Here is a 23911-nt window from a genome sequence, read left to right on the forward strand (position 1 = left end):
CCGTGGTGCGGTGACCGGCTATCTCGACCGCCTCGCGGAGCTGCTGCGCGAGGCGCACGGGCTTCCGCCGGACCATGTCGCCGCCACGGTCGCCGATCTCGCCGCGTATCTGGCGCAGGCCGGGGGAGCGGACCCGCAGGACGCGTTCGGTCCCGTCGACGCGTTCGCCCGGCGCCTCGCCCCGTCCGGGACGTCCGCAGCCGACGAGCACCTGGAGACCTGGCGCTGGCTCGCCGACACGTACGTCGACGAGCACCTCATGAACCGCTTCGGCGACGAGGGCTGGGAGGCCGAGCGGGTCGACCCGCTCGGCCGCTTCGTCACCCACCGCGACCCGGAGCGGCCACGGCGCTGGGAGTACCGGCGCGAGCTGATCACCGGGGGCGGCGAACGCCTCGGTGAGCGGCTCGCGCGCGACGGCTGGGAGCCCTGCGGCAGCTGGGTCGTGTACGCGTGGTTCAAGCGTGAGAAGGCGGTCGGCGCCGGCCCGGCGCCCGCGCCACCCGAACCGCCGCCGGTCCCGCGGCGCCCCACGTTCCCGGGGCGCCGGCGTGGCTACGTACTCATGGGCGGCGCCATGGCCCTCGTCGCCGCTGTCGTGGTGGCGGCGAGCACCGGCACAGCCTTCGGCGTCGGTCTCGCGGTGGGCCTGCTGGTGGGAGCGCCGGTGACGGCCTGGGCGGTACGCGCCCGGCGCCGCTAGGGCCCTCACCGGGCCCGCCTATCCCTTGAGCGCCGCCGACATCATCGCCTTCGCGATCGGCGCCGCCAGACCGTTGCCGCTCACCTCCGAGCGGGCCGCGTCCGACTGCTCCACCACGACCGCCACCGCGACCTCCTTGCCGGTGGAGTCGTCCTTCGCGTACGACGTGAACCAGGCGTACGGCGTCTTGCTGTTGTTCTCGCCGTGCTGGGCCGTGCCCGTCTTGCCGCCCACCGTCGCGCCCGCGATCTTCGCGTTCGTACCGGTGCCCTGTTCCACGACCGTCTCCATCGCCGACCGGAGCTGCGAGGCCGTCGACGTGCTGACCACGCGGGTGTCGTCACCGTCGGCGAAGCTCTTGATGGCGTTGCCGTCGGCGTCGGTGACCTGGGAGACCATGTGCGGGGATGCCTGCTCGCCGCCGTTGGCGATCGTCGCCGAGACCATCGCCATCTGCAGCGGCGTCGCCGTCACGTCGAACTGTCCGATGCCCGACAGGCCCGTCTGCGCCTTGTCCATGTCCTTCGGGTACACGCTCTGCGAGGCCCGGACCGGCATGTCCTGTTCGGCGTCGTTGAAGCCGAACTTCTCGGCCATCGCCCTGACCTTGTCCTGGCCCAGGTCGACGGCGATCTTCCCGAAGACGTTGTTGCAGGAGTACTGCAGCGCCGTACGGATCGAGGCGTCCTCGCAGGGCGCGGACGCGCTCTCGTTCTTCAGGTCGGTGGCCGTGCCCGGCAGGCGGAACGGATTCGGGCTGTCGGTCTTCGCGTCCACCGACGAGTAGAGCCCGTCCTCCAGCGCGGCCGCCGCGACGACCAGCTTGAACGTGGATCCCGGCGGCAGCGCCTGCTTGATCGCGCGGTTCAGCGTCGGCTGGTCCTTGTCCTTCGACAGCGCCGTCCAGGCCTTGCCGTCCGTGGACGACTCCGAGCCGCTGATCTTCGACGGGTCGAACGACGGCGTCGAGACGAGGCCGAGCACCTTCCCTGTCTTCGGATCGATCGCGACGGCCGCGCCCTTCTTGTCGCCGAGCGCCCGGTACGCGGCCTTCTGCACCGACGGGTCGATGGTCGTGACCACGTCACCCGGCTCGGTGTGCTTGCCGGTGACCGCGTCGACGGGGTTCTTGAGCCGGGTGTCCGTCCCGTCGAGGATGTCCTTGTAGATGCCCTCGAGCTGTGTCTGGCCGTACACCTGCGAGCTGAAGCCCGTCACACCCGCATAGAGATCGCCGTCCTTGTACGTGCGCTTGTACGCGAGGTCGCTGCCGTCGCCCGTTCTCTTCGAACCGGTGACCGCCTCGCCGCCCACGATGATGTCGCCCAGGGGATACGCGTACTGCTCCATCACGTTCCGCCGGTTGTCCTTGTTGTCCGCGAGGGCCCGGCCGTCGTAGAACTGCACCCACGTCGCCCTCACCAGCAGAGCGAGCACGAGGAGCAGACAGAAGACCGAGGCGCGTCTGATCGTCTTGTTCATCCCGCACAGAAGACGAGCGGACGGAAGCGAATCGTTCCGTTCCGGCCCGTTTTCTCAGTGAATCCTCATCAAGAGATCCTTGTCACGCCCGGCGGAAGGCGCCCCACGTGATGAGGCCCCCGCCCCCGCCGCACGGGGGAGACGGGGCCGCCGGTCGGAAGGCTTGTGCGTCAGAGCCTGCGCGTGGCCAGGGTCAGCCGGTCGCGGGCGTCGAACAGCGCGTCCTTCACCATCTGCTCGTGCGCGGGGGTCAGGCGCGCCACCGGCACCGAGCAGCTGATCGCGTCGCGCGCCGGCGTGCGGTACGGGATCGCGACGCCGAAGCAGCGAAGGCCCAGCGTGTTCTCCTCGCGGTCCACCGCGATGCCCTGCTCGCGCACCGCGTGCAGCTCCTCGATGAGCTTCTCGCGGTCGGTGATGGTGTGCTCGGTGAGCGCCGGGAGCGTCTCGGGGAGCATCTTGCGGACCTGCTCGTCGGTGTGGGTCGCGAGGAGCGCCTTGCCGAGGGACGTGGAGTGCGCGGGCAGCCGGCGCCCGACGCGGGTGAAGGGCCTCAGATAGTGCTGCGACTGACGCGTGGCCAGATAGACGACGTTCGTGCCGTCGAGGCGCGCCAGGTGGATCGTCTCCGTGGTGTCGTCGGAGAGCCGGTCGAGGGTGGGGCGCGCCGCGGCCACCACCTCGTCGCCGTCGATGTACGACGTACCGACGAGCAGGGCGCGTACGCCGATGCCGTACCGCGTGCCCGTCGCGTCCGTCTCCACCCAGCCGAGCTCGACGAGCGTGCGAAGGAGCATGTAGAGGCTGGACTTGGGGTAGCCGACCGCTTCCTGGACGGCCGCCAGGGAGTGCATTCCGGGCCGCCCGGCGAAGTATTCGAGCAATTCCACGGTCCGTACCGCGGACTTGACCTGCGCCCCGCCGCCCGTCTCACCTGCCGACATTCCCTTGACCCCTTCGTTCGACGAGAATTAGTGTCCTGAGTCCGTAGCGTATTCATCATCAGGGACAGCGTTCAGCATATCGAACAGCTGCTGTTCGTCGTCAGGTGAGCGGCACAGATCTGGAGGGACCCGCGGTGGCAGCAGCACCAGTCTGGAGTGTCGACCCCCGAACCGGGAAGCAGCGGGAGCAGGTTGCGGTGGAAGCCACAGCCCAGGAGGTGGACCAGGCGGTCCGCGCCGCTCGCGCCGCCGCAGGAGCCCTCGCGGACCGCACCGTGCGCGCGGCCTTCCTGCGCAGCGCCGCCGAGCTCCTCGACGCCTCGAAGGACCACCTGGTGGAGGCCGCGGACGCGGAGACCGCTCTCGGTCCCGTCCGCCTCACCGGTGAACTCGCCCGCACCAGCTACCAGTTGCGCGCCTTCGCGGACATCGTCGACGAGGGTGCCTTCCTGGGCATCGTCATCGACCACCCCGACGACTCGGCCACCCCGCCGATCCCGGACCTGCGTCGCTACAAGGTGCCGCTGGGCGTCGTCGCCGTCTACTCGGCCTCGAACTTCCCGTTCGCCTTCTCCGTACCCGGCGGCGACACCGCGAGCGCGCTCGCCGCGGGCTGTCCCGTCGTCGTCAAGGCGCACCCCGACCACCCCGCCACCTCCGAACTGGTCGCCTCCGTGCTGCGCAGGGCCGCCGCCCGGCACGGCATCCCGGAGGGCGTCCTCGGCCTGGTCCACGGGTTCGAGGCGGGCGTCGAGCTCGTCAGGCACCCGCTGGTCTCGGCCGCCGGATTCACCGGTTCCGTACGGGGCGGACGCGCCCTCTTCGACGCGGCGGCCGCCCGTCCCGTGCCGATCCCCTTCCACGGCGAACTCGGCTCCCTCAACCCCGTGGTCATCACGGCCGAGGCCGCTGCCGAGCGCGCCGAGCAGATCGGCGCCGGGCTCGCGGGCTCGATGACGCTCGGCGTCGGCCAGTTCTGCGTGAAGCCCGGCCTCGTCCTCGCGCCCACCGGCGCCGACGGTGACCGCCTCGTCAAGTCCCTCACCGACGCCGTCAGCGACACCGGCGCGGGCGTGCTCCTCGACCACCGTATGCGCGACAACTTCGTCGCGGGCGTCGCCGAGCGCGCGGAACTCCCCGACGTGGACGCCCCCGTGACCCCGGGCGCGGGCAGCGAGCACACCGTCAGCCCCGGCTTCCTCACCGTCCCCGCCCAGCGCCTGGCCACCGACGGCGGCGATCACGACCTCCTCCTGGAGGAGTGCTTCGGCCCGGTCACGGTCGTCGCCCGCTACGAGGACGAGGCCGAGGTCACCTCCGTGCTCTCGCGGCTGCCCGGCAACCTCTCGGCCACCGTCCACCTGTCCGAGGGCGAGGCCGCGGGCCAGGGGCGCGGCGCCGAGATCCTCGCCGAGCTCACCCCGCTCGCGGGCCGTGTGCTGGTCAACGGCTGGCCCACCGGCGTCGCCGTCGCCCCCGCCCAGCACCACGGCGGCCCGTACCCGGCCACGACGTCCACCTCGACGTCCGTGGGCGGCACCGCCGTCGAGCGCTGGCTGCGCCCGGTCGCGTACCAGAACACCCCCGAGGCGCTCCTGTCGCCGGAGCTGCGCGACGACAACCCGCTGGGCCTGCCGCGACGCTACGAAGGCCGTCAGGAACTCTGAACCCGCTCGCCGCTCGTCACCTGGAAAACTGACCCGATGGACATCGAACTCCCCGAACTCCCGTTCCCGCTGCGCACCTACGGCCCCGACGGGCACTGGACGTACGAGGACGGGGCGCTCACCGGCTGGGCCGGACCCCGCCAGGACCGCTTCGTGCCGCCCACCGGCACGGCCCTGGACCCGGCGTCCGACGCGCCCCGCCTGCTCGGGGCGCCGAAGGGCGACTTCCAGCTGCTCGCCCGCGTCACGGTCGGCTTCACCGCCGCCTTCGACGCGGGCGTGCTCTATCTGCACGTCGGCGAGCGCGAGTGGGCCAAGCTGTGCCTGGAGCGCTCGCCCGACGAGCCGACCGTGTGCACCGTCGTCACGCGTGGCCGCTCCGACGACGCGAACGCGTTCGTCGTGGGCGGCAGCACGGTGTGGCTGCGCATCAGCCGCACCGGTTCGGCGTTCGCCTTCCACGCCTCGCCGGACGGCGAGAAGTGGACCTTCGTCCGGATCTTCTCGCTGGGCGACGAGGAGTCCGCGGGCGCGGCTCTGGTCGGTTTCATGGCGCAGGCCCCGGTCGGCGACGGCTGCGTCGTCACGTACGAGGACATCGAGTTCCGCCCGAGCTGGCCGCAGGGTCTGCGCGACGGTTCCTGACACCCCTCCTCGGGGCGCGGGAACCCGGGAGCCGGCGAGGACGTCTTTCCCGGCGTGATCAGAACAGCCGTCCCCGCCGACGCCCCGGCCATCGCCGCCCTGCATCTGCGCGCCCGCGCCACGTACTACCCCGACGGTCTGCCGGACGACGGCACCGACTGGGAGCAGGTGTGGGTGGAGGCGATAACCCGCCCCCGCTCGCACGTCCTGGTCTCCGTACGGGAGGGCGCGCTCGCCGGCCTCGCCTCCTTCCGCACGCCCGACGGTGAGCCGAAGGAGGTGGTCAAGCTGTTCCAGTTCCACGTCAGCCCCGACCTCTGGCGCCGCGGCGTCGGCGCCGAACTGCACGCCGCCTGCGTCGAGGAGTGGCACGCGGACGGCGTCGAGCAGGCGTATCTCGACGTGCACGGCGACAACACGCGCGCCCAGGCGTTCTACGCCCGCCAGGGCTGGACCGGCGAGGGATACGGCGACGACGGCGGCAGCCACCTGCGGATGCGGCTGCACCTGACCGCCCGGCCCGGGGAATGAGGCGCCACGGGCGCGCGTTGAACGGGGTCGCAGGGCACCCCCTGCGCCGTACGAATCTGGAGTGACCCCCATGCGCGTCGAGATCTGGTCCGACATAGCCTGCCCCTGGTGCTACGTCGGCAAGGCCCGCTTCGAGAAGGCCCTGGCCGCCTTCCCGCACCGTGACGGCGTCGAGGTGGTCCACCGCTCCTTCGAGCTCGACCCGACGCGCGCCAAGGGCGACAGCGGACTCGTCATCCCGATGCTCGCGCAGAAGTACGGCATGACCGAGGACCAGGCGCAGGCCGCCGAGCGCAACCTCGGCGAGAACGCCGCCTCCGAGGGCCTCGCCTACCTCACCGAGGGCCGCGACCACGGCAACACCTTCGACATGCACCGCCTCCTCCACTTCGCGAAGGAGCAGGGCCGCCAGGACGAGCTGATCGGCCTCCTGTACCGGGCGAACTTCGCCGAGGAGCGGTCCGTCTTCGCCGACGCCGACGAGTATCTGACCGGCCTCGCCGCCGAGGCCGGTCTCGACGCCGACGAGGCCCGCGCCGTCCTCGCCGACCCCGCCCGGTACGCCGACGACGTGCGCGCCGACGAGCGCGAGGCCGCCGAGCTCGGCGCGAACGGCGTGCCCTTCTTCGTCCTCGACCGCAAGTACGGCGTCTCCGGCGCCCAGCCCGCCGAGGTCTTCGCCCAGGCCCTGGAGCAGGCGTGGGGCGGCCGCTCCCCGCTCCAGGTCATCGACAGCGGCGACGCCGAGGCGTGCGGCCCGGACGGATGCGCGGTCCCGCAGAACTGAGACACCGCGGGAGCAGCACTCAGCGCCGGGAGCAGCTCTTATAAGAGACGCTTAGGGATACTGCTCAACAACTCGCAATGGACCGATAGTTGGCGAGGCGGCACAGTGGACTCATGGAGACTCTCGATCACGCGCTCGTGCGCGCCGAGTTCGCACCCGTCACCACCTATCTGAACACCGCGAGCACCGGGCTGCTCCCGTCCCGCGCGGTGGCGGCCATGAGCGACGCGGTCGCCTCCGTCGCGGCCGGCCGGCCCGCCGACATGTTCGCGGACGTCGAGGCGGCCCGCGCCGCGTTCGCCCGGATCGCCGGCGTACCCGCCGACCGGGTGGCGGCCGGCGCCTCGGTCGCCGTCTACACCGGACTCATCGCCGCCTCGCTGCCGTCGGGCGCCGAGGTCCTCACCGCGCAGGACGACTTCAGCTCCACCGTGAACCCCTTCCACGTACGCGGCGACCTCAAGGTCCGCACCGCGCCCCTGGAAGGGGTCGCCGACGCGGTGCGCCCCGGCACGGCGCTGGTCGCCGTCAGCGCGGCCCAGTCCGCCGACGGACGCGTCGCCGAGCTGCCCGCGATCCGCGAGGCGGCCCGCGCCCACGGCGCCCGCACCTACATCGACTGCTCCCAGGCGGCCGGCTGGCTGCCCGTCGACGCGGACGCACAGGACTACACGTCCGCCGTCGCCTTCAAGTGGCTCCTGTGCCCGCGCGGCGTGACCTTCTTCGTCGTTCCCGAGGACCTGGGCTCACTCGGCGCGATCTTCGCGGGCTGGGTCGCGGGCGAGCGCCCGTGGGACAGCTGCTACGGACCCGTGGAGGAACTCGCGCACTCCGCACGGCGGTTCGACGAGAGCCCCAGCCTGTTCTCGTACGCGGGCGCGCGGCACTCCCTGGCGCTCGTCGAGGAACTCGGCGTCGACGTGATCCGCGCGCATGACCTCGCCCTGGCCGACCGCTTCCGCGCGGGCCTCGCCACGCTCGGCCACGCCCCCGTGCCCGCGCCCGGCTCGCCCGTGGTCTCCGTCCCGGGGCTCGGCGTACGGCAGCCGGAACTGAGCCGGGCCGGCATCGAGGTCTCCGACCGCGCGGGCAATCTGCGGGCGGCGTTCCACCTGTACAACACGGAGTCCGACGTCGACCGGCTCCTTGAGGCGCTCGGCGGCTGAGCCGTTCGGGCCGAGCGCTTGAGAGATTCAGACTGAGCCGCTCTGCCCGTGGGTCCGTTCCGGCCCCCGCCGCCCCCCCCGCAGCGGGGGCCGGGGCGGGCCCGCCCGCTGCGGTGAGCTCACTCGTCGACCGGGCCCGCCTCCGGGCAGCTCGCCGGGTCGGTGCACAGGTTCGCCTCGACCTTGGCCAGCAGTCGCAGGAGTTCGGTCCGTTCCTCCTCGTCGAGGCCGCGCAGCGTGTGGTCCTCCAGGTCGCCCCACTTGTGCTGCACGTCGCCGAGCAGGCCGCAGCTGGCGTCCGTGGTCTCCACGAGCACGGCCCGCCGGTCGCGCGGATCGGGGCACCGGCGTACATGGCCGGCCTGTTCGAGCCGCTGGAGCATCTTCGTCACCGTGGACGGGTCCAGGTCGACCGCCTTGATGAGCTCCGACTGACGCACGGGTCCCTTGTCCCACAGGTGCATCATCAGGAACTCCTGCCCCGGATAGAGGCCCAGCCCGCGCAGCAGCTTGCCCGCGGTGATCCGGTGCAGCCGCGCCACGCGGGAGAGCGCATGGCTGACGGGACCGCAGCGGGCGGCCTCGGGCAGGTGCTCACTACAAGGTGGCTCGTCCGTCATGGCGACTCCTGATCGGTTCCGGCCTCGCCGTGGAGTCCGGTCTCTCCACGGGGGTTCGGTCTCTTCACACAGAGATTACCTTGGTCGGCCAATGAATGGGTTACAGTGGCACACGGCTCGATTACTTGGCCGACCACATATTTGTCGGCACTGCCTTGCCTGCCCTTGGATGGAGTAGCCATGACCACCGCTTTCGACCCGATCGACCTCTCCGGCGTCCAGCTCGCCAACCGCATCGCCATGGCCCCGATGACCCGCAGCCGGGCCGGCGAGGGCGGCACCGCGACCGACCTGACCGCCGAGTACTACGCGCAGCGCGCCTCGGCCGGCCTGATCATCACCGAGGGCATCCAGCCGTCCGCCGTCGGGCAGGGGTACGCATGGACCCCGGGCCTGCACAGCGACGAGCAGATCGCCTCCTGGCGTAAGGTCACCGACGCCGTGCACGCCAAGGGCGGCACGATCTACGCGCAGATCATGCACGCGGGCCGGATCAGCCACCCGGTGCTGCTGCCCGAGGGTCAGAGCCCGGTCGCCCCGTCCCCGGTCGCCCCGGCGGGCCAGGGCTTCACGCACGAGGGCATGAAGGACTTCACCACGCCGCGGGCACTGACCGGCGACGAGATCCGCGCCACCGTCGCCGACTACGCCACCGCCGCCCGCAACGCGATCGAGGCCGGCTTCGACGGCGTCGAGCTGCACGGCGCCAACGGCTACCTCATCCACCAGTTCCTCGCGCCCAACACCAATCTGCGTGACGACGAGTGGGGCGGCAGCGTGGAGAACCGCATCCGTTTCGCCGTCGAGGTCGTCAAGGCCGTCGTCGCCGAGATCGGTGCCGAGCGGACCGGGCTGCGGATCTCGCCCGGGAACCCGTACAACTCCATCGAGGAGAGCGACCCGGAGCCGGTGTACACCGCGCTGGTCAAGGAGATCGAGCCGCTCGGCATCTCCTACCTGCACGTCCTCGAGAACTCCGACATCCGCGAGCTGACGCTGGCGCTGCGCAAGCAGTTCTCGGGCACCTTCGTCATCAACGTCCGCAGCGACGGGCCCACCGGGCACGGCGACCTCTCCGTGATCGAGGACGGCATCGCCGACATCATCACGTTCGGGGCGCTGTTCCTCGCCAACCCCGACCTTCCTGCCCGTCTGAAGACGCAGGGCCCGTACAACACCCCGGACCCGGCCACGTTCTTCGGCGGCGACGCGAAGGGCTACACGGACTACCCGGCGCTGACCGCCTGACCGCCTGACCGCCTCCGGATACGCGAGTCGGGGCGGCTCCCGACCGGAAGCCGCCCCGACTGCGCGTGTACGAAGGTCACTTCACCGGAGTGAAGTCCCGTGCGCCGATGAACTCGGGCCGCCGCACCGGAGCCGCGAACGGATCCACCGCGGCGTTCTCCACGCTGTTGAACACGATGAAGACGTTCGAGCGCGGGTACGGGGTGATGTTGTCCCCGGAGCCGTGCATGGCGTTGCAGTCGAACCACGTCGCCGAGCCCGCGCTGCCCGTGAACAGGCGGATGCCGTGCAGGTCGGCGAACTTGGTCAGCGCCTCGTCCGACGGCGTGCCCGCGTCCTGCATCTGGAGGGACTTCTTGTAGTTGTCCCGCGGCGTCTCGCCCGCGCAGCCCAGGAACGTCTTGTGCGACCCCGGCATGATCATCAAGCCGCCGTTGGTGTCGTAGTTCTCGGTCAGCGCGATCGAGACGGACACGGTCCGCATGTTCGGCAGGCCGTCCTCCGCGTGCCAGGTCTCGAAGTCCGAGTGCCAGTAGAAGCCGCTCGCCCCGAAGCCCGGCTTCACGTTGATCCGCGACTGGTGGACGTACACGTCCGAGCCGAGGATCTGCCGTGCCCGGCCCACGACCCGCTCGTCGTGCACCAGGTTCGCGAACACCTCGCTGATCCTGTGGACCTCGAAGACGGACCGCACGTCCTGCGACGTGGGCTCGACGATGGAACGCTCGTCGGCCTTGATCGCCGGATCCGTGATCAGCCGGTTCAACTCGGCCTGGTACGTGCCGATCTCGTCCGGACCGATCAGCTCCTCGATCGCGAGGAAGCCGTCCCGCTCGAAGCCCGCGAGGTCCGACTCGCGGATCGGACCGCGCGCGCCCGGCGGCGACCAGACGACGGGGTCGACGCGGGGCGTCGCCACTTCGGCGACACCACGGGTCGGGTAGAGGTCGGTACGTGTCACCGTGCTCATGGGGATCAGGCCTCCTCGGTCAGCAGCGGGTAGACGCCGTTCTCGTCGTGGTCCTCCCGTCCGGTCACGGGAGGATTGAACACGCACACGCAGCGGAAGTCGGTCTTGGGACGCAGGGTGTGGCGCTCATGGCCGTTCAGGAGGTACATCGTGCCCGGCTCGATCCAGTGCTTCTCGCCGGTCTCCCTGTTGGTGAGCTCGGCCTCGCCCTCGACGCACAGCACGGCCTCGATGTGGTTGGCGTACCACATGTCGGTCTCCGTGCCCGCGTAGAGGATCGTCTCGTGCAGTGAGAAGCCGACCTTCTCCTTGGCAAGGACGATGCGCTTGCTCTCCCAGGTGCCGGTCGCCGACTTCACGTGCCGGTCGGTGTTCTCGATCTCCTTGAACGAACGGACGATCACGGTGTTGCTGCCTTTCTGTTCTACGTGGTGAGGGGGTGCCTTCCCGCTTGAGCGGAAATCAGGCGGTCTCGCGCACCGCCCGGGTGAGCGTGCGCAGTCCCTCTTCCAGCTCCTCGGGCGTGATCGTCAGCGCCGGAAGCAGCTTGACGACCTCGCTCTCGGGGCCGGAGGTCTCGATGAGCAGACCGAGCTCGAAGGCGCGCTTGGCGACCTTGTTCGCCCGGTCCTTGTCGCGGAATTCCAGGCCCCACACCAGGCCGCGTCCGCGGTACTCGACGGTGTCGTCGCGAAACTCGTCGCGGAGCGCGCCGAGGGCCTCGTCGATCTGCTGGCCGCGGGCGAGCGTCTGCTTCTCCATGGCGGGGCCGTCGGTCCAGTACGTCTCCAGGGCGGCGGCGGCCGTCACGAACGCGGGGTTGTTGCCGCGGAACGTGCCGTTGTGCTCGCCCGGCTCCCAGACGTCGAGTTCCGGCTTGAACAGGCACAGGGACATGGGGAGCCCGTACCCGCTGATGGACTTCGAAACGGTCACGATGTCCGGGGTGATGCCCGCCTCCTCGAAGGAGAAGAACGCACCGGTGCGGCCGCAGCCCATCTGGATGTCGTCGACGATCAGGAGCATGTCCCAGCGCTCGCAGACATCGGCCAGCTTGCGCAGCCACTCCGAGCGGGCGACGTTGATGCCGCCCTCGCCCTGCACGGTCTCCACGATCACGGCGGCGGGCGTGTTCAGGCCCGAGCCGGAGTCCTCCAGGAGGCGCTCGAACCAGATGAAGTCCGGCGTCTGCCCGTCGAGGTAGTTGTCGAACGGCATCGGGGTGCCGTGCACCAGCGGTATGCCGGCGCCCGCGCGCTTGAAGGCGTTGCCGGTCACCGCGAGGGAGCCGAGCGACATGCCGTGGAAGGCGTTCGTGAACGACACGATCGACTCGCGGCCCTTGACCTTGCGGGCCAGCTTCAGCGCCGACTCGACGGCGTTGGTGCCCGTCGGGCCGGGGAACATGACCTTGTACGGCAGGTCACGCGGGCGCAGGATGATGTTCTGGAACGACTCCAGGAAGGCGCGCTTCGCCGTCGTCGACATGTCGAGCCCGTGCGTGACGCCGTCCCGCTCCAGGTAGTCGATCAGAGCGCGTTTGAGGACCGGGTTGTTGTGCCCGTAGTTGAGCGATCCCGCGCCTGCGAAGAAGTCGAGGTACTCGTGGCCGTCCTCGTCGAACATGCGGCTGCCCTGCGCCCGGTCGAAGACGGTGGGCCAACCGCGGCAGTAGCTGCGCACCTCCGACTCAAGGGTCTCGAAGACGCTCAGGTCCGGCTGGGTGATGGTCACAGCGAATCTCCTGGGAGATGGGGGTGGGGGTGGCGTGGAAGAGGTCGAGCGGTGGTGCGGTCTGCGGTCTTGCGCTGCAGAGAAGTGAGGGGGGACCGGTCGTGGGTCAGACGATCGGCCCGATGCGGTGGAGCACCTCGGGCTCGTGCCCGTCGTCCGGGAAGAGGCCCGCGTCGAACAGCACCGTCTGCGCGACCTGTGCGCCGTTGCGGCGCGCGAACGAGGCGAACAGGCGCTGCGAGGCCGTGTTGTCGGGCGAGATCGTCGTCTCGAGCACGGTCGTCGCCCGGTCGGCGGCGACCTTCGCCCAGAGCCCGTCGAGCAGTGCCCCGGCCAGACCGCGCCCCCGGTGCGCGTGGTCGACGGCCACCTGCCACACCACGAGGGTGCGTGGGTCGTCGGGCCGGATGTACCCGGTGATGAACCCGGCGACGGAGCCGGCGGAGTCCCGCGCCACGACGGACGTGGCGGCGAAGTCCCGGCACCACAGCAGGTAGCTGTACGAGGAGTTGAGGTCGAGCACCTTCGAGTCGCGGGCGATACGCCAGATTGCGGCTCCGTCGGCCACCTCGGGCCGGTCGATCCGCAAGCTCTCGGGCATTTCCAGGAATTGCGCGGTCATGTGAATTCAATTTACCGAGCAAGTTCTGGAAATGCATCGCGGGCAGGGGTTACGTAAACGCTGCTTCTGTGGTATCGCGCAGGCGGGGGCGCGCACGCAAAATCTGGGTGATATGTGTCGAGTTGACCGGGATGAAGTGCGCAAATCACCCTCGGTGTGGAGTGCGTCACAAGCTCGAAATCTGCGCGACATGCGTCCGGATTACGCCGTTTCCCGTTGTTGAAATCTTGGTGTTTACGTCCCCGGAAAGCGGGCAGAAGAATATGGGAAGCTGTGCTGAGAAAAGCGCGAGAATTGACTCGGAAAATAAAAGAAGGCGCCACTCCCATTGAAGGGGGCGGCGCCTCACTTTGTGAAGTCGCGGGACTACAGGAGCTACACCCAGGCCCCGGCGACGGCCCTGCGCGCGCCCTCCAGGTCCACCGGCGCGCCGGACCCCTCCATCTCGGCGAGCGCACCGCCGAGGGCCGCGAGCGAGGACTGCACGACGCCTCGGGTGGCCTGCGGGCCGTAGTGGTTGACGCGGATCATCTCCTTGGCGAGCGCCCCGCCCCCGGCCACCAGCGGCAGCACCGGGTCCACCGCCAGCGCCCGCGCGACCAGCTCCGAGGCGTCGATACCCGCCGGGGCGCGCAGCGTCGTCGCCACCGGCGCCGCGTCCCGTGCCTCGTACACGTACGGCTCGATACCGCCGCCCAGCGCGAGCGCGCCCGCCCGCGTGGCCGCGGCCGCACCGGCGTGACGGGCCATCAGGGCGTCGAGGCCCTCCGCCTCGATGCGCTCGACGCACGCCTCCAGGGCGAGCATCTCCAGCTGAGCCGGCGCGTGCAGCAGCGCCTTGCGCCCGCCGTCGATCCAGCGGTGCTTCCAGTCGAGCAGCGACAGGTAGGAGTGCCGCGGCGCCTGCGGGTTGGACTCCATCCGCTCCCACGCCCGCGCGCTGACGGACACCGCGGAGACGCCCGCCGGGCCGCCCATGGCCTTCTGCGCGCCGATCACGCACAGGTCCACGCCCCAGGCGTCGGGAAGGACCGGCTCGGCGGCGATCGAGGCCACTGCGTCCAGGTAGAAGAGCGCGCCGTGCTCCCGCACCACCTCGCCGATCTCGGCGACCGGGTTCGTGTTGCCCGTCGCGGCCTCCGCGTGCACGAGCGAGACGAAGTCGGTCCCGGGGTGCTCGGCGAGCGCGTCGCGCACCTGCTCGGCCGTCACGGCGGTGTGGAAGGGGACCGCCAGGTCGTGCACCGTCGCCCCGCTGTCCCGCAGCCAGTCGCCGAAGGTCTGGCCGTAGGGGCCCGTGACGATGTTCAGGGCCACGGTGCCGGGTCGGGCGGTGCCGCGGATCGCGCCCTCGAGGGGCAGCAGCGCCTCGCCCTGCATGATCACGACGTCCTGCGAGGTGTCGAGCAGCCCGGCCACGCGCCGCTCGATGGAGGCGAAGTGCTCGGCGCTCAGGGGGGCCAGGTCAAGAAAAGGGTGGGTCACGATCGTGCTCTCTTCGCTCTCTTCGCTCACGTCGCCCGTGATCTTCGTTCACGAGTTCGTACGGCGGGCTGCCGTTCCGAGCGTACCCACCGGCCTCATAGGCTTCCGACATGAGTGAGCGCACGGTGCTGCACGTGAAGGGGCGGGTCCTCGTCGGTCCCGACGACGTCCGGGACGAGCTGTGGGTCGTCGGCGGACGGGTGACGTACGACCGGCCGGCCGGGCCCGGCCTCGACATCACCACCGTCGACGGGTGGGCCATGCCCGGACTCGTCGACGCGCACTGCCACGTCGGCCTGGACACGCACGGCCCGGTGCCGGCCGACGTCGCCGAGAAGCAGGCCCTCACCGACCGCGAGGCCGGCACGCTCCTGATCCGCGACGCGGGCTCCCCCTCGGACACCCGCTGGATCGACGACCGCGAGGACCTGCCCAGGATCATCCGGGCCGGGCGGCACATCGCCCGCACCCGCCGCTACATCCGCAACTACGCGCACGAGATCGAGCCGCCCGAGCTGGTCGCCTATGTGGCCCAGGAGGCGCGGCGCGGCGACGGCTGGGTGAAGCTGGTCGGCGACTGGATCGACCGGGACGCGGGCGACCTGACCGCGTGCTGGCCCCGCGAGGAGGTCGAGGCCGCCATCGCGCAGGCGCACCGGCTCGGCGCCCGCGTCACCGCCCACTGCTTCGCCGAGGACTCGCTGCGCGACCTCGTCGAGGCGGGCATCGACTGCATCGAGCACGCGACGGGCCTCACCGAGGACACCATCCCGCTGTTCGCCGAGCGCGGCGTCGCGATCGTCCCGACCCTCGTCAACATCGCCACGTTCCCGCAGATCGCCGCGGCCGGCGAGAGCAAGTTCCCCCGCTGGTCCGCCCATCTGAACCGTCTGTACGAGCGCCGCTACGACACCGTGCGAGCGGCGTACGACGCGGGGGTGCCGGTCTACGTCGGCACCGACGCCGGCGGCTCGCTCGCGCACGGACTGGTCGCCGGGGAGGTCGCCGAACTGCTCAAGGCCGGACTCCCGGCCGTGGACGCGCTCTCCGCGACGGCGTGGGGCGCCCGCGCCTGGCTCGGCCGCCCCGGCCTGGAGGAAGGCGCCTCGGCCGACCTCGTGGTCTACGAGTCGGACCCCCGCGCCGACGTACGGGTGCTGGCCTCGCCCCGGCGTGTGGTGCTGCGCGGCCGCATCGTGGGCTGAACCGGCCACGAGGGGACGCGGGTTGACGGAACGTGACGCCGCGGTCCGTCCGCTCGTTGCACACCACCGTGCGTGCCCGCGCGGCCGGCCGGCGCGTTCGACACGTACCGGTCAGCCGGGTGACAGCAGAGGGGCAGCAGAGGGAAAACAGAGGAACAGGCGAACAATCGAGCTCAAAGATTCGAAGACCAGCTCGGAAACCTCACTTTGGAGTGAACTCACGTCAGGTTGCCGCCCGTTCACTCTCGGTGCGTAAAGATTCCCTCCATCGAGGCCGACGGCGCACGCCCAGCGATGTCCCCCATGACAGGGCGGGACCGACGGCTCCATTTCTCTCGTGGGGGTCCCATCAGCATGCCCAGCACCACCTTCCGCACGCCCGGCCGCCGCCTCGCCGCGTCGGCCGCCGCCACGGCCCTTGCAGTCGCCCCGGCGCTGCTCGCCACGGCGGGCACCGCGCACGCGACGGGCGGCCACGGCGGCAAGTCGAGCGCCGTAGTCCTGCGCACCGACCTGAATGTCTCCCTGCTCAACAAGACCGTGAACGTCCCGCTCACGGCCACGCTCAACGAGGTGCAGGCCCCCGCCAGTGCCGACAAGACCGCCCTCACCGTCAAGCTCGACGGCGTCAACAGGGGGCGTCCGTTCAGCGTCCTGCGGGCCGACGTGGCCACGGCGAAGGCCACCGTCGACGACCACAAGGCGGAGGGGTACAGCAACCTCGCCCACGCCAAGGTCCACATCCCGGGCCTGCCGCTCCTCTCGCTCATCGAGGTCGGCCAGGTCACGTCGAAGGCGGTCTGCGAGACGGGCAAGCGGCCCGTCGCCGAGTCGAACGTCCTGGGCGGCGTCACGGTCCTCGGCAAGAAAGTGACCCTCTCGGCGGGCGGCACCACCGAGGTGAAGGTCCCGGGGGTGGGTGAGGTCCGGCTCGACCTCTCGAAGACGCACACCACATCCCGTACGGCTGCCGCCTCGGCGCTCGAACTGAAGGTGTCCGTCAACCCGCTCAAGCTCAACGTGGGGGAGGTGGAGGGCACGGTGACCCTCGCCGGCGCGGCCTGCGAGACGCCCACGGCGGCGCCCGCGCAGAAGCCTCCCGCCAAGCCGGCCGACGACGTGAAGCCGCAGGGCGGCGCCGCCGAGCCGATCGCCAAGCCCGCCGCCGAGCCCGCCGCCAAGGCGGACCTCGCGGAGACCGGGGGGAACTCGATGACGCCGTACATCGCGGGCGGTGCCATCGTGCTGCTGGTCGCCGGAGGCGGAGCCGTCGCCGTCGCCCGGCGCGGGCGCTCCTGACCCGAGCGCCCGAGGGGGACCGGAGGGGAGCGGGTGGGCGGGAGTCGGGGACTCCCGCCCACCCGCAAGTGTCCGTCAGGCGCTCGTCAGCGCCTGGTCGAGGGCCTGCAGGAACCGGCCCGTCGTCGCCCTGTCCCGCACCGCGAGACGCAGCCAGTCCGTGCCGAGACCCGGGAACGTGTCGCCGCGCCGCACCGCGAAACCCCGCTCCCGCAGCCGCGCGCGCAGCGCCGCCGCCCCAGGGGCCCGCACCAGTACGAACGGACCCTCCGCGGGACCCGCCACCGACACGCCCTCCGCCGCGAACTCCCCGAGCCCCGCCACCAGATGGGCCCGGTCGGCCGCGATCCGGTGCGCCGCGTGCGCCGCCTCCGCGAGGGCGCGCGGCGACACACACGCCTCGGCCGCGGCCAGCGCCGGCGTGGACACCGGCCACAGCGGCTGGGCCCGCTCCAGCTGCGCGACGGTGTCCGGCTCCGCCAGCACGTAGCCGATCCGCAGCCCCGCAAGACCCCACGTCTTCGTCAGGCTGCGCAGCACCACGAGCCCCGGCACGTCGCTCCGGCCCGCGAGGGCCTCCCGCTCCCCGGGGACCGCGTCCATGAACGCCTCGTCCACCACCAACACCCGCCCAGGGCGGGCCAGTTGAGCGATGAGCGCGGCCGGGTGCAGGACCGACGTCGGGTTCGTCGGATTGCCGATCACCACCAGATCCGCGTCCTCGGGCACGGCCGCCGGATCGAGCCGGAAACCGTCCTCCTCGCGCAGCAGTACCCGGTCCACGGCATGCCCCGCGTCCCGCAGTGCCGCCTCCGGCTCCGTGAACTGCGGGTGCACGACCGCCGGGTGACGGACCTTCAGGGCCCGGGCGAGCAGCACGAACGCCTCCGCCGCCCCCGCCGTGAGCAGCACTCGCTCCACGGGAAGCCCGTGCCGGCGGGCCACCGCCTCGCGGGCCGCCCGCCCGTCCGGATACGCGGCGAGCCCGCCGAGCGAGTCCGCGATGTGCTCGCGCAGCCACACCGGGGGAGTGTCCGCGCGGACGTTCACCGCGAGATCCGTGAGGTCCGCACCCGTGCCGCGGACCTCCGCGTCGCCGTGGTGGCGCAGATCGTGACCGTCGTCAGTGCGCATGCGAGTGGGAGTGCCCGTGACCGTGCGAGTGCCCGTGGCCGTGGTGGTCGCCGTCGTCGTCCGGGTGGAAGTGCGGCTGCTGCGGAAGCCCCACCTTGTCCTCGAACCCCGGCAGCGCGATCCGGTACACGCAGGTGTCGCAGTTCATCCGCAGATCGCCGCGGACGGCCTCCTCGTACCGCTCCATGACCAGGTCGATCAGCTCCGGCTCCGGGCCGATCACGTCGGCGGAGAGCACCTCGACGTCCGGGTGGGCCGAGGCCCAGCCCTCCGTCTGCTGCCGCACACGGTCCGGCAGGATCCCCGTGAACAGGAAGTACGGCAGAACGACGATGCGCCGCGCACCGAGCTTCACGCACCGGTCGAGGCCCGACGGCACGTCCGGCGCGGCCAGCGACACGAACGCCGTCTCCACGCCCGCGTAACCGCGGCCCTCCCACAGCAGACGCGCCGCCTTGTGCACCTCGGCGTTGGCGTCCGGGTCCGTCGAACCTCGGCCCACCAGCAGCACCGTCACATCGGCCCGGTCCGCCGGCGTGCGCGCGCCGCCGCCCAGCGCCTCGTCGAGACGCCGCTCGAGCACCTGGAGCAGCGACGGGTGCGGACCCAGCGGACGCCCGTACGTGTACGAGATGCCCGGGTGCCGCTCCTTCTCGCGGGCCAGCGCCGCCGGGATGTCGCCCTTGGCGTGCCCCGCCGACACCAGCATCAGCGGCACCGCCGCGAACCGGCGCACCCCGCGCTCCACGAGCTCGCCCACCGCCTCCGTGAGCGGCGGCGGCGACAGCTCGATGAAGCCGCCCGCCACGGGCAGGTCGGGACGGCGGCGGCCGAGCTCCCTGACGAAGTCGCGGAAGGCTTCGGCACCGGCCTCGTCGCGGGTGCCGTGTCCGGCGATGAGCAGAGCGGGCGGGGTGGTCACGAGGACTCCTTACGGGTGGTGCCGGTGGTGGTGTCGGAAGAGCCGGAAGTGGCAGTGGCGGCCGGCTGCTGCCAGCGGTAGCCGCGCGGGGTGACCATGCGGCCCGCGATCCGCCGCGTGGCCGTGTTGCCGACGGTCACGACGGTCATCATGTCGACCCAGGCCGGGTCGAGTTCGCCGAGCGTGGTCAGCCGGCTCGACTCGTCGACGCGGGACGCGTTGCGCACCACGCCCACGGGCGTACCCGGCTCGCGGTGCCCGGCGAGGATGCCGAGGGCCTTGGGCAGCTGCCAGTCACGGCCCCGGCTGCGCGGGTTGTAGAAGGTGACCACGATGTCCGCCTCCGCGGCGGCCCGCACCCGGCGCTCGATGACCTCCCACGGAGTGTGCAGGTCGGACAGGCTGATCGAGACATGGTCGTGGCCGAGCGGCGCGCCCAGGATCGCGGCCGCCGCGAGCGCGGCCGTCACGCCCGGTACGCCCACCACGTCGATGTCGTCGGACGCCTCGGCGAGCGCGGGCGACGCCATCGCGTACACGCCCGCGTCCCCGCTGCCGATCAGGGCGACGGCCTGCCCCTTGCGGGCCTCGGCGACCGCCGTGCGGGCCCGCTCCTCCTCGGCGCCGAGCCCGGACTCCAGGATCCGCGTGCCGGGCCGCAGCAGGTCCCGGATCTGGTCGACGTACTGATCGAGACCGACGAGGACGGACGCGGCGCGCAGCTCGTCGCGGGCGCGCGGAGTCACGAGGTCACGGGCGCCGGGGCCGAGTCCGACGACGGCGAGCCGGCCACGCGGCGCGGTGCGCACGACGGCGCACGTCGCCATCGCGGGCTTCCCGTCGGCGCGCACCGACTTCCGCTTCGGTACGAGGAGTTCACCGCCGGCGACCAGCGCGGCGGCCTCCGCCACGGAGGGCGTGCCGACGGCGTCGAGCGGCGCGTCGGACGGGTTCGGCACGGCGACGGCGGCGAGCGTCTCGGCGCCGTACGTCACGACGGGCACGCCCAGCTGCTCGGCGGCCGCGACGATACCCGGCTCACCGGCCTTGGCGTCGACGGTCGCGAGCCGCGCAACGGACAGCGGCGAGAGCCCCGCGTCCCGCAGGGCGTCGCGCACGAGCCCGAGCACCTCGTCCGCGGGCGCGCCCTTGCTGGCGCCGACCCCCACGACGAGGGACGGGGGCCGCACGACGACCTCGCGGTCGGCGGGCTCCACGGCGCGGTCGCTGACGCGGATCGCGTGCGCGGCCGCCCGGCCGGGAGCGACATTCCCCGGAAGCGCGGGCAGCGGGTACGCCGACTCGGCGTGCAGAGCGACCGGTTCACCGTCGAGGACCGCCCGGGTGACCCCGGCGACGTCGCCCTCCACGGGCAGGCCGAGCGTGTCGAGCCCGGGCACGCCCACGGCGTCCGTCGCCGTGGTCACCACCGGCTCGGCCTCCAGAACGACGGCCACCTCACGCGCGAGCGCGTTCGCCCCGCCCTCGTGCCCCCCGAGCAGCGACACCGCGAAGCGCCCGGCCTCGTCGACGCACACCACGCCCGGGTCCACGTGCTTGTCCCGCAGCAGCGGCGCGACGAGCCGGACCACGGCCCCTGTCGCCAGGAAGCACACCACCTGCTCGCACTCCGTGAACGCGCGCCGCACGGCGTCCCCCACGGAACCCTCGTACACCCGCGTACGCGACGGCCACGCCGACGCGAGCCGGTCGCGGGCCACCGCCCCAGCCGCCGTGGCGGAAATCAGGCCGATCACTCAACTACTCCTTCGCTCAAGGAAGTCCAGGGAAGTGGCGCCCTGCGTATCGGGCCGTACGCCCCACACCAGGAACACCGGGTTGGCCGCGGCGAGCCGCGACACGTCGCCCGGCAGCGGCGCGAGCCGGGACGACTGCAGCAGCACCCCGTCGCTGACGAACCCGGCCGCGCCCAGTGCGTCCCGCACCGCGCCCACCCGGTCCACCGCCGCCACCGAGACCACCACGGACCGCCGCGTGCGTCGCGCGCACGCCGTCACGATCGCGGTCAGCTCACGTCCGCCCCCGCCGATGAACACCGCGTCGGGATCGGCGAGATCGGACAGGACGGTGGGCGCCGCGCCGTGCACGACGCGTACGTCGACACCGTGGGCGGCGGCGTTGTCCCGGATCCGGGCCACGCCGTCCACGGTCCTCTCGACGGCCACGGCGGCGGCGCCGAACCGCGCGCACTCCACGGCGACCGAGCCGGACCCCGCCCCGACGTCCCACACCAGGTCGCCCGGGCGCGGCCCGAGCCGCGCGAGCGCGAGCGCCCGCACCTCGAACTTGGTGATCATCGAGTCGCGGTGTGCGAACTCGCTCTCGTCCAGGGCCCATCGGGCCGGCGGGCGGCCGGGACCGGCGAGGGTGCGCACCGGTGCGAGCACCCGCTTCTCGTCCAGGCAGAGGATCACGCTCACCGCGTCGCCCCAGTCACGGGCTGCGGCCTCCGACGGCGTGACCCGCTCAAGACTCTCGTGCTCGGGGTCGCCGAGACGGGACGCGACGACGAGGACGCGGTCGGCGCCGAAGTGCGTGAGTTCGGCGCCCAGCTCGGCAGGGCCCGCGCCGGGACCCGTGAGCACGGCGGTCTTCGGGTACGCGCGGCACACGTTGACCGCGGTCCGAAGGTCACGGCCGTGCGCGCTCACCACCGCCGCGTCGTCCCACGGAAGGCCGGCGCGCGCGAACGCCGTCGCCACGGACGACACCCCCGGCCGCACGTCGAGCGCCGCGGGTCCGAACCGCTCGGCGAGGGCCCGCACGATCCCGAAGAACCCGGGATCGCCGGACGCCAGCACCGCGACGTCCCGGCCCTTCTCGATGTACCGCTCGACCGCGTCCAGCGCCGGAGCCAGCGGCCCGAGCACGACCCGCTCCGCCCCGGGAGCCAGCAACGCCTCGGCCGCGTCGAGATGACGCCGCCCGCCGACGGCCACGGCGGCGGACGACAGGGCCGGATCCGGGGACAGCGGCGCCCCCGTCCCCGTACCGAAGACCGTGATCACGACTGGGCCTGCGCCGATTTCCCGGCCCGCAGCGCCGCCCGCGCCTCGGGGTCGGCCTTGCGGAAACCGTGGAAGTGGCCCGGGTGGTACAGGTGCGAACGCGTGCCCTCCGCGTCCAGCGCCGGGCCGACCAGGAACAGCGTGTGCTTCCACAGCTTGTGCTGCTTCACGGTCTCCTCCAGCGTGCTGATCGTGCACTTCACGATCAGTTCCTCCGGCCAGGTCGCCTGGTACGCGACGACGACCGGCGTCGACGTCGGGTAGCCGCCCTCCAGAAGCTCACGCACCAACTGGCCGCTGCGCGCCGCCGAAAGGAACAGCGCCATCGTCGTGCCGTGCCGCGCGAACTCCCGTACTTCCTCGCCGGGAGGCATCGGCGTCTTGCCGCCGCCGAGCCGCGTCAGGATCACGGACTGCGCGACCTCGGGGATCGTCAGCTCGCGCTGCGCGAGCGCGGCCACCGCCGAGAACGACGAGACACCCGGGATCACCTCCGTCGCGATGCCGAGCCGCGCGCACCGGTCGACCTGTTCCTGCGTGCCGCCCCACAGCGCCGGGTCCCCGGAGTGGATGCGCGCGACCCGCAGACCGTCGCGGTGCGCCCGCTCGTACACGGCGACGACGTCCTCCAGCGACATCGTCGCCGAGTCCAGGATCTCCGCGCCCTCGCGCGCGTGGTCGAGGACCTCCTCCTGCACCAGGCTGGCCGCCCAGATGACGACATCGGCGTCCGCGATGGCGCGCGCGGCGCGGAACGTGAGCAGATCGGCGGCGCCGGGCCCGGCACCGACGAAGGTCACCTTGCCGGTGGTTGCTTCGGGCATGACTGGGGTCCTCTCGGGGATGCAGCGTGGGGTCGATCGGAGATCGGTCGTACGCGGTTCGGTCGTACGGAGGTACGGGAGCGGTATCGGACGGGTCGGAAGGTGCGGCTCAGCCGGTCCCGGGCGTGCGTGGCCGGTGCCGATCCGCTAGCAAGGGACCATGGCCGTCCTCGTCGCCCTTGGCTCGTTCGTGATGACACTCGTCGGCGGCTGGACCGCCCACCACGTCACCGACCGCCGCCACTTGGTGCTCGGATTCGCCGGCGGCCTGATGCTCGGCGTGGTCGGTTTCGACCTGCTCCCGGAAGCCCTGCACGGCGCCGGCAACGAGATCTACGGCGTGCCCGCCGCGCTGCTCCTGTTCGTCGCGGGCTTCCTCGTCGCCCACATCGTCGAGCGGCTGCTCGCGATGCGCCAGGCCGCGCACGGGGCGCAGGAGGGTGCGGAGCAGGTGCCCCAGGTCGGCCTCGGCGCCGCCTCCGCGATGGTCGGGCACAGCGTCGCGGACGGCGTCGCGATCGGCGCCTCGTTCCAGGTGAGCAGCACCATGGGGTACACCGTCGCGCTCGCCGTGATCACGCACGACTTCGCCGACGGCTTCAACACGTACACGATCACGCGCACCTATGGGAACGCCCGTCGCAAGGCACTCGCGATGGTCGGCGCGGACGCGCTCGCCCCGGTGGTGGGCGCCGCGTCGACGCTGCTGTTCACCATCCCGGCGCAGGCCCTCGCCTGCTACCTCGGGTTCTTCGGTGGCGTTCTGCTGTACATCGCGGCCGCGGAGATCCTGCCCGAGGCCGGCCACCACCACCCGGCGCGCTCCACGCTCCTGTGCACGATCGCGGGCGCCGCCCTGATGTGGCTGGTGATCGGCACGGCGGGGGAGTAGCG

The 23911-nt window shown here is 72.0% G+C and carries 23 protein-coding genes; 10 read left to right on the forward strand and 13 right to left on the reverse strand.

Annotated features, from left to right (window positions below; all coding sequences use genetic code 11):
- Positions 1-10 precede the first annotated feature (10 nt).
- Positions 11-703, forward strand: a complete 693-nt coding sequence (locus OHO83_RS33250; protein WP_266669159.1) for a hypothetical protein — start codon at positions 11-13, stop codon at positions 701-703.
- A gap of 18 nt (positions 704-721) precedes the next feature.
- Here OHO83_RS33250 and OHO83_RS33255 read toward each other — a convergent pair whose 3' ends face one another.
- Complete coding sequence (locus OHO83_RS33255) at positions 722-2185, reverse strand: penicillin-binding transpeptidase domain-containing protein (protein ID WP_329435745.1); 1464 nt, start codon at positions 2183-2185, stop codon at positions 722-724.
- A gap of 170 nt (positions 2186-2355) precedes the next feature.
- The gene (locus OHO83_RS33260; RefSeq protein ID WP_116502788.1) at positions 2356-3129 is read right to left on the reverse strand and encodes an IclR family transcriptional regulator; all 774 of its coding nucleotides are present in this window, start codon (positions 3127-3129) and stop codon (positions 2356-2358) included.
- 134 nt (positions 3130-3263) lie between these two features.
- On the opposite strand from OHO83_RS33260, the gene OHO83_RS33265 reads away from it, so the two are divergent.
- From OHO83_RS33265 to OHO83_RS33285, 5 genes are all read left to right on the forward strand, one after another.
- Positions 3264-4796, forward strand: a complete 1533-nt coding sequence (locus tag OHO83_RS33265; RefSeq protein WP_330280161.1) for an aldehyde dehydrogenase (NADP(+)) — start codon at positions 3264-3266, stop codon at positions 4794-4796.
- Between the two features lie 36 nt (positions 4797-4832).
- Positions 4833-5441: a DUF1349 domain-containing protein gene (locus OHO83_RS33270; RefSeq protein WP_266669152.1), complete on the forward strand. Its 609-nt coding sequence runs from the start codon at positions 4833-4835 to the stop codon at positions 5439-5441.
- 54 nt (positions 5442-5495) lie between these two features.
- Positions 5496-5972, forward strand: a complete 477-nt coding sequence (locus OHO83_RS33275; protein WP_266669150.1) for a GNAT family N-acetyltransferase — start codon at positions 5496-5498, stop codon at positions 5970-5972.
- 70 nt (positions 5973-6042) lie between these two features.
- Complete coding sequence (locus tag OHO83_RS33280) at positions 6043-6759, forward strand: DsbA family oxidoreductase (RefSeq protein WP_266669148.1); 717 nt, start codon at positions 6043-6045, stop codon at positions 6757-6759.
- Positions 6760-6872: 113 nt separating this feature from the next.
- Positions 6873-7925, forward strand: coding sequence for an aminotransferase class V-fold PLP-dependent enzyme (locus tag OHO83_RS33285; RefSeq protein ID WP_330280162.1), 1053 nt, complete (start codon positions 6873-6875; stop codon positions 7923-7925).
- A gap of 119 nt (positions 7926-8044) precedes the next feature.
- On the opposite strand, the gene OHO83_RS33290 is transcribed toward OHO83_RS33285, so the two are convergent.
- On the reverse strand, positions 8045-8545 hold the full coding sequence (locus tag OHO83_RS33290) for a MarR family winged helix-turn-helix transcriptional regulator (protein WP_266669144.1): 501 nt from the start codon (positions 8543-8545) through the stop codon (positions 8045-8047).
- Positions 8546-8725: 180 nt separating this feature from the next.
- On the opposite strand from OHO83_RS33290, the gene OHO83_RS33295 reads away from it, so the two are divergent.
- Entirely contained in the window at positions 8726-9793 is a 1068-nt protein-coding gene (locus OHO83_RS33295; RefSeq protein ID WP_330280163.1) for an alkene reductase, read from the forward strand.
- Between the two features lie 76 nt (positions 9794-9869).
- On the opposite strand, the gene thpD is transcribed toward OHO83_RS33295, so the two are convergent.
- The 5 genes from thpD to OHO83_RS33320 all read right to left on the reverse strand — a co-directional run bounded on the left by thpD (position 9870) and on the right by OHO83_RS33320 (position 14604).
- Positions 9870-10763: an ectoine hydroxylase gene (gene thpD / locus OHO83_RS33300; RefSeq protein WP_330280164.1), complete on the reverse strand. Its 894-nt coding sequence runs from the start codon at positions 10761-10763 to the stop codon at positions 9870-9872.
- A gap of 5 nt (positions 10764-10768) precedes the next feature.
- Positions 10769-11167 carry an ectoine synthase gene (locus OHO83_RS33305; protein ID WP_266669138.1) on the reverse strand — a complete coding sequence of 133 codons (399 nt, stop codon included), beginning with the start codon at positions 11165-11167 and terminating at the stop codon, positions 10769-10771.
- A gap of 58 nt (positions 11168-11225) precedes the next feature.
- The gene (gene ectB / locus OHO83_RS33310; RefSeq protein ID WP_266669135.1) at positions 11226-12497 is read right to left on the reverse strand and encodes a diaminobutyrate--2-oxoglutarate transaminase; all 1272 of its coding nucleotides are present in this window, start codon (positions 12495-12497) and stop codon (positions 11226-11228) included.
- 106 nt (positions 12498-12603) lie between these two features.
- A complete protein-coding gene (gene ectA / locus OHO83_RS33315) occupies positions 12604-13098 on the reverse strand; it encodes a diaminobutyrate acetyltransferase (protein ID WP_330280817.1) in 495 nt (164 codons plus the stop codon).
- 396 nt (positions 13099-13494) lie between these two features.
- Positions 13495-14604: a pyridoxal-phosphate-dependent aminotransferase family protein gene (locus OHO83_RS33320; RefSeq protein ID WP_329437968.1), complete on the reverse strand. Its 1110-nt coding sequence runs from the start codon at positions 14602-14604 to the stop codon at positions 13495-13497.
- A gap of 110 nt (positions 14605-14714) precedes the next feature.
- Here OHO83_RS33320 and OHO83_RS33325 point away from each other — a divergent pair, with 110 nt between their 5' ends.
- Both OHO83_RS33325 and OHO83_RS33330 read left to right on the forward strand, forming a co-directional pair.
- The gene (locus OHO83_RS33325; protein WP_329435753.1) at positions 14715-15809 is read left to right on the forward strand and encodes an amidohydrolase family protein; all 1095 of its coding nucleotides are present in this window, start codon (positions 14715-14717) and stop codon (positions 15807-15809) included.
- 354 nt (positions 15810-16163) lie between these two features.
- Positions 16164-17108, forward strand: a complete 945-nt coding sequence (locus OHO83_RS33330) for an SCO1860 family LAETG-anchored protein (RefSeq protein WP_330280165.1) — start codon at positions 16164-16166, stop codon at positions 17106-17108.
- A 75-nt stretch (positions 17109-17183) separates the two neighbouring features.
- Here OHO83_RS33330 and cobC read toward each other — a convergent pair whose 3' ends face one another.
- Genes cobC through cobM form a run of 5 tightly spaced genes read right to left on the reverse strand, consistent with a single transcriptional unit; the run spans position 17184 to position 23017 of the window.
- Positions 17184-18242, reverse strand: coding sequence for an Rv2231c family pyridoxal phosphate-dependent protein CobC (cobC, locus tag OHO83_RS33335; protein WP_330280166.1), 1059 nt, complete (start codon positions 18240-18242; stop codon positions 17184-17186).
- Positions 18232-19164 (reverse strand): sirohydrochlorin chelatase, encoded by a 933-nt coding sequence (locus tag OHO83_RS33340; RefSeq protein WP_266669123.1) that lies wholly within the window; start codon positions 19162-19164, stop codon positions 18232-18234. The genes cobC and OHO83_RS33340 overlap by 11 nt, the downstream gene beginning before the upstream one ends.
- A complete protein-coding gene (gene cobJ / locus OHO83_RS33345) occupies positions 19161-20921 on the reverse strand; it encodes a precorrin-3B C(17)-methyltransferase (protein ID WP_266669121.1) in 1761 nt (586 codons plus the stop codon). The genes OHO83_RS33340 and cobJ overlap by 4 nt, the downstream gene beginning before the upstream one ends.
- On the reverse strand, positions 20922-22193 hold the full coding sequence (cbiE, locus tag OHO83_RS33350) for a precorrin-6y C5,15-methyltransferase (decarboxylating) subunit CbiE (protein ID WP_266669119.1): 1272 nt from the start codon (positions 22191-22193) through the stop codon (positions 20922-20924).
- Positions 22190-23017, reverse strand: coding sequence for a precorrin-4 C(11)-methyltransferase (cobM, locus tag OHO83_RS33355; RefSeq protein ID WP_266565728.1), 828 nt, complete (start codon positions 23015-23017; stop codon positions 22190-22192). The genes cbiE and cobM overlap by 4 nt, the downstream gene beginning before the upstream one ends.
- A gap of 160 nt (positions 23018-23177) precedes the next feature.
- On the opposite strand from cobM, the gene OHO83_RS33360 reads away from it, so the two are divergent.
- Complete coding sequence (locus tag OHO83_RS33360; RefSeq protein ID WP_330280167.1) at positions 23178-23909, forward strand: ZIP family metal transporter; 732 nt, start codon at positions 23178-23180, stop codon at positions 23907-23909.
- Positions 23910-23911 lie beyond the last annotated feature (2 nt).

Source organism: Streptomyces sp. NBC_00569, from assembly GCF_036345255.1.
In the GTDB taxonomy this organism is placed as follows: domain Bacteria; phylum Actinomycetota; class Actinomycetes; order Streptomycetales; family Streptomycetaceae; genus Streptomyces.

Bases quoted from the DNA above. Each gene is read 5' to 3' on its own strand.
- OHO83_RS33360 (WP_330280167.1), top strand. From the start codon at position 23,178: ATGGCCGTCCTCGTCGCCCTTGGCTCGTTCGTGATGACACTCGTCGGC.
- OHO83_RS33270 (WP_266669152.1), top strand. From the start codon at position 4,833: ATGGACATCGAACTCCCCGAACTCCCGTTCCCGCTGCGCACCTACGGC.
- OHO83_RS33255 (WP_329435745.1), bottom strand. From the start codon at position 2,185: ATGAACAAGACGATCAGACGCGCCTCGGTCTTCTGTCTGCTCCTCGTG.
- OHO83_RS33290 (WP_266669144.1), bottom strand. From the start codon at position 8,545: ATGACGGACGAGCCACCTTGTAGTGAGCACCTGCCCGAGGCCGCCCGC.
- ectA (WP_330280817.1), bottom strand. From the start codon at position 13,098: ATGCCCGAGAGCTTGCGGATCGACCGGCCCGAGGTGGCCGACGGAGCC.
- OHO83_RS33260 (WP_116502788.1), bottom strand. From the start codon at position 3,129: ATGTCGGCAGGTGAGACGGGCGGCGGGGCGCAGGTCAAGTCCGCGGTA.
- OHO83_RS33295 (WP_330280163.1), top strand. From the start codon at position 8,726: ATGACCACCGCTTTCGACCCGATCGACCTCTCCGGCGTCCAGCTCGCC.
- OHO83_RS33285 (WP_330280162.1), top strand. From the start codon at position 6,873: ATGGAGACTCTCGATCACGCGCTCGTGCGCGCCGAGTTCGCACCCGTC.
- OHO83_RS33280 (WP_266669148.1), top strand. From the start codon at position 6,043: ATGCGCGTCGAGATCTGGTCCGACATAGCCTGCCCCTGGTGCTACGTC.
- OHO83_RS33330 (WP_330280165.1), top strand. From the start codon at position 16,164: ATGCCCAGCACCACCTTCCGCACGCCCGGCCGCCGCCTCGCCGCGTCG.
- thpD (WP_330280164.1), bottom strand. From the start codon at position 10,763: ATGAGCACGGTGACACGTACCGACCTCTACCCGACCCGTGGTGTCGCC.
- cobM (WP_266565728.1), bottom strand. From the start codon at position 23,017: ATGCCCGAAGCAACCACCGGCAAGGTGACCTTCGTCGGTGCCGGGCCC.
- OHO83_RS33325 (WP_329435753.1), top strand. From the start codon at position 14,715: ATGAGTGAGCGCACGGTGCTGCACGTGAAGGGGCGGGTCCTCGTCGGT.
- cobC (WP_330280166.1), bottom strand. From the start codon at position 18,242: ATGCGCACTGACGACGGTCACGATCTGCGCCACCACGGCGACGCGGAG.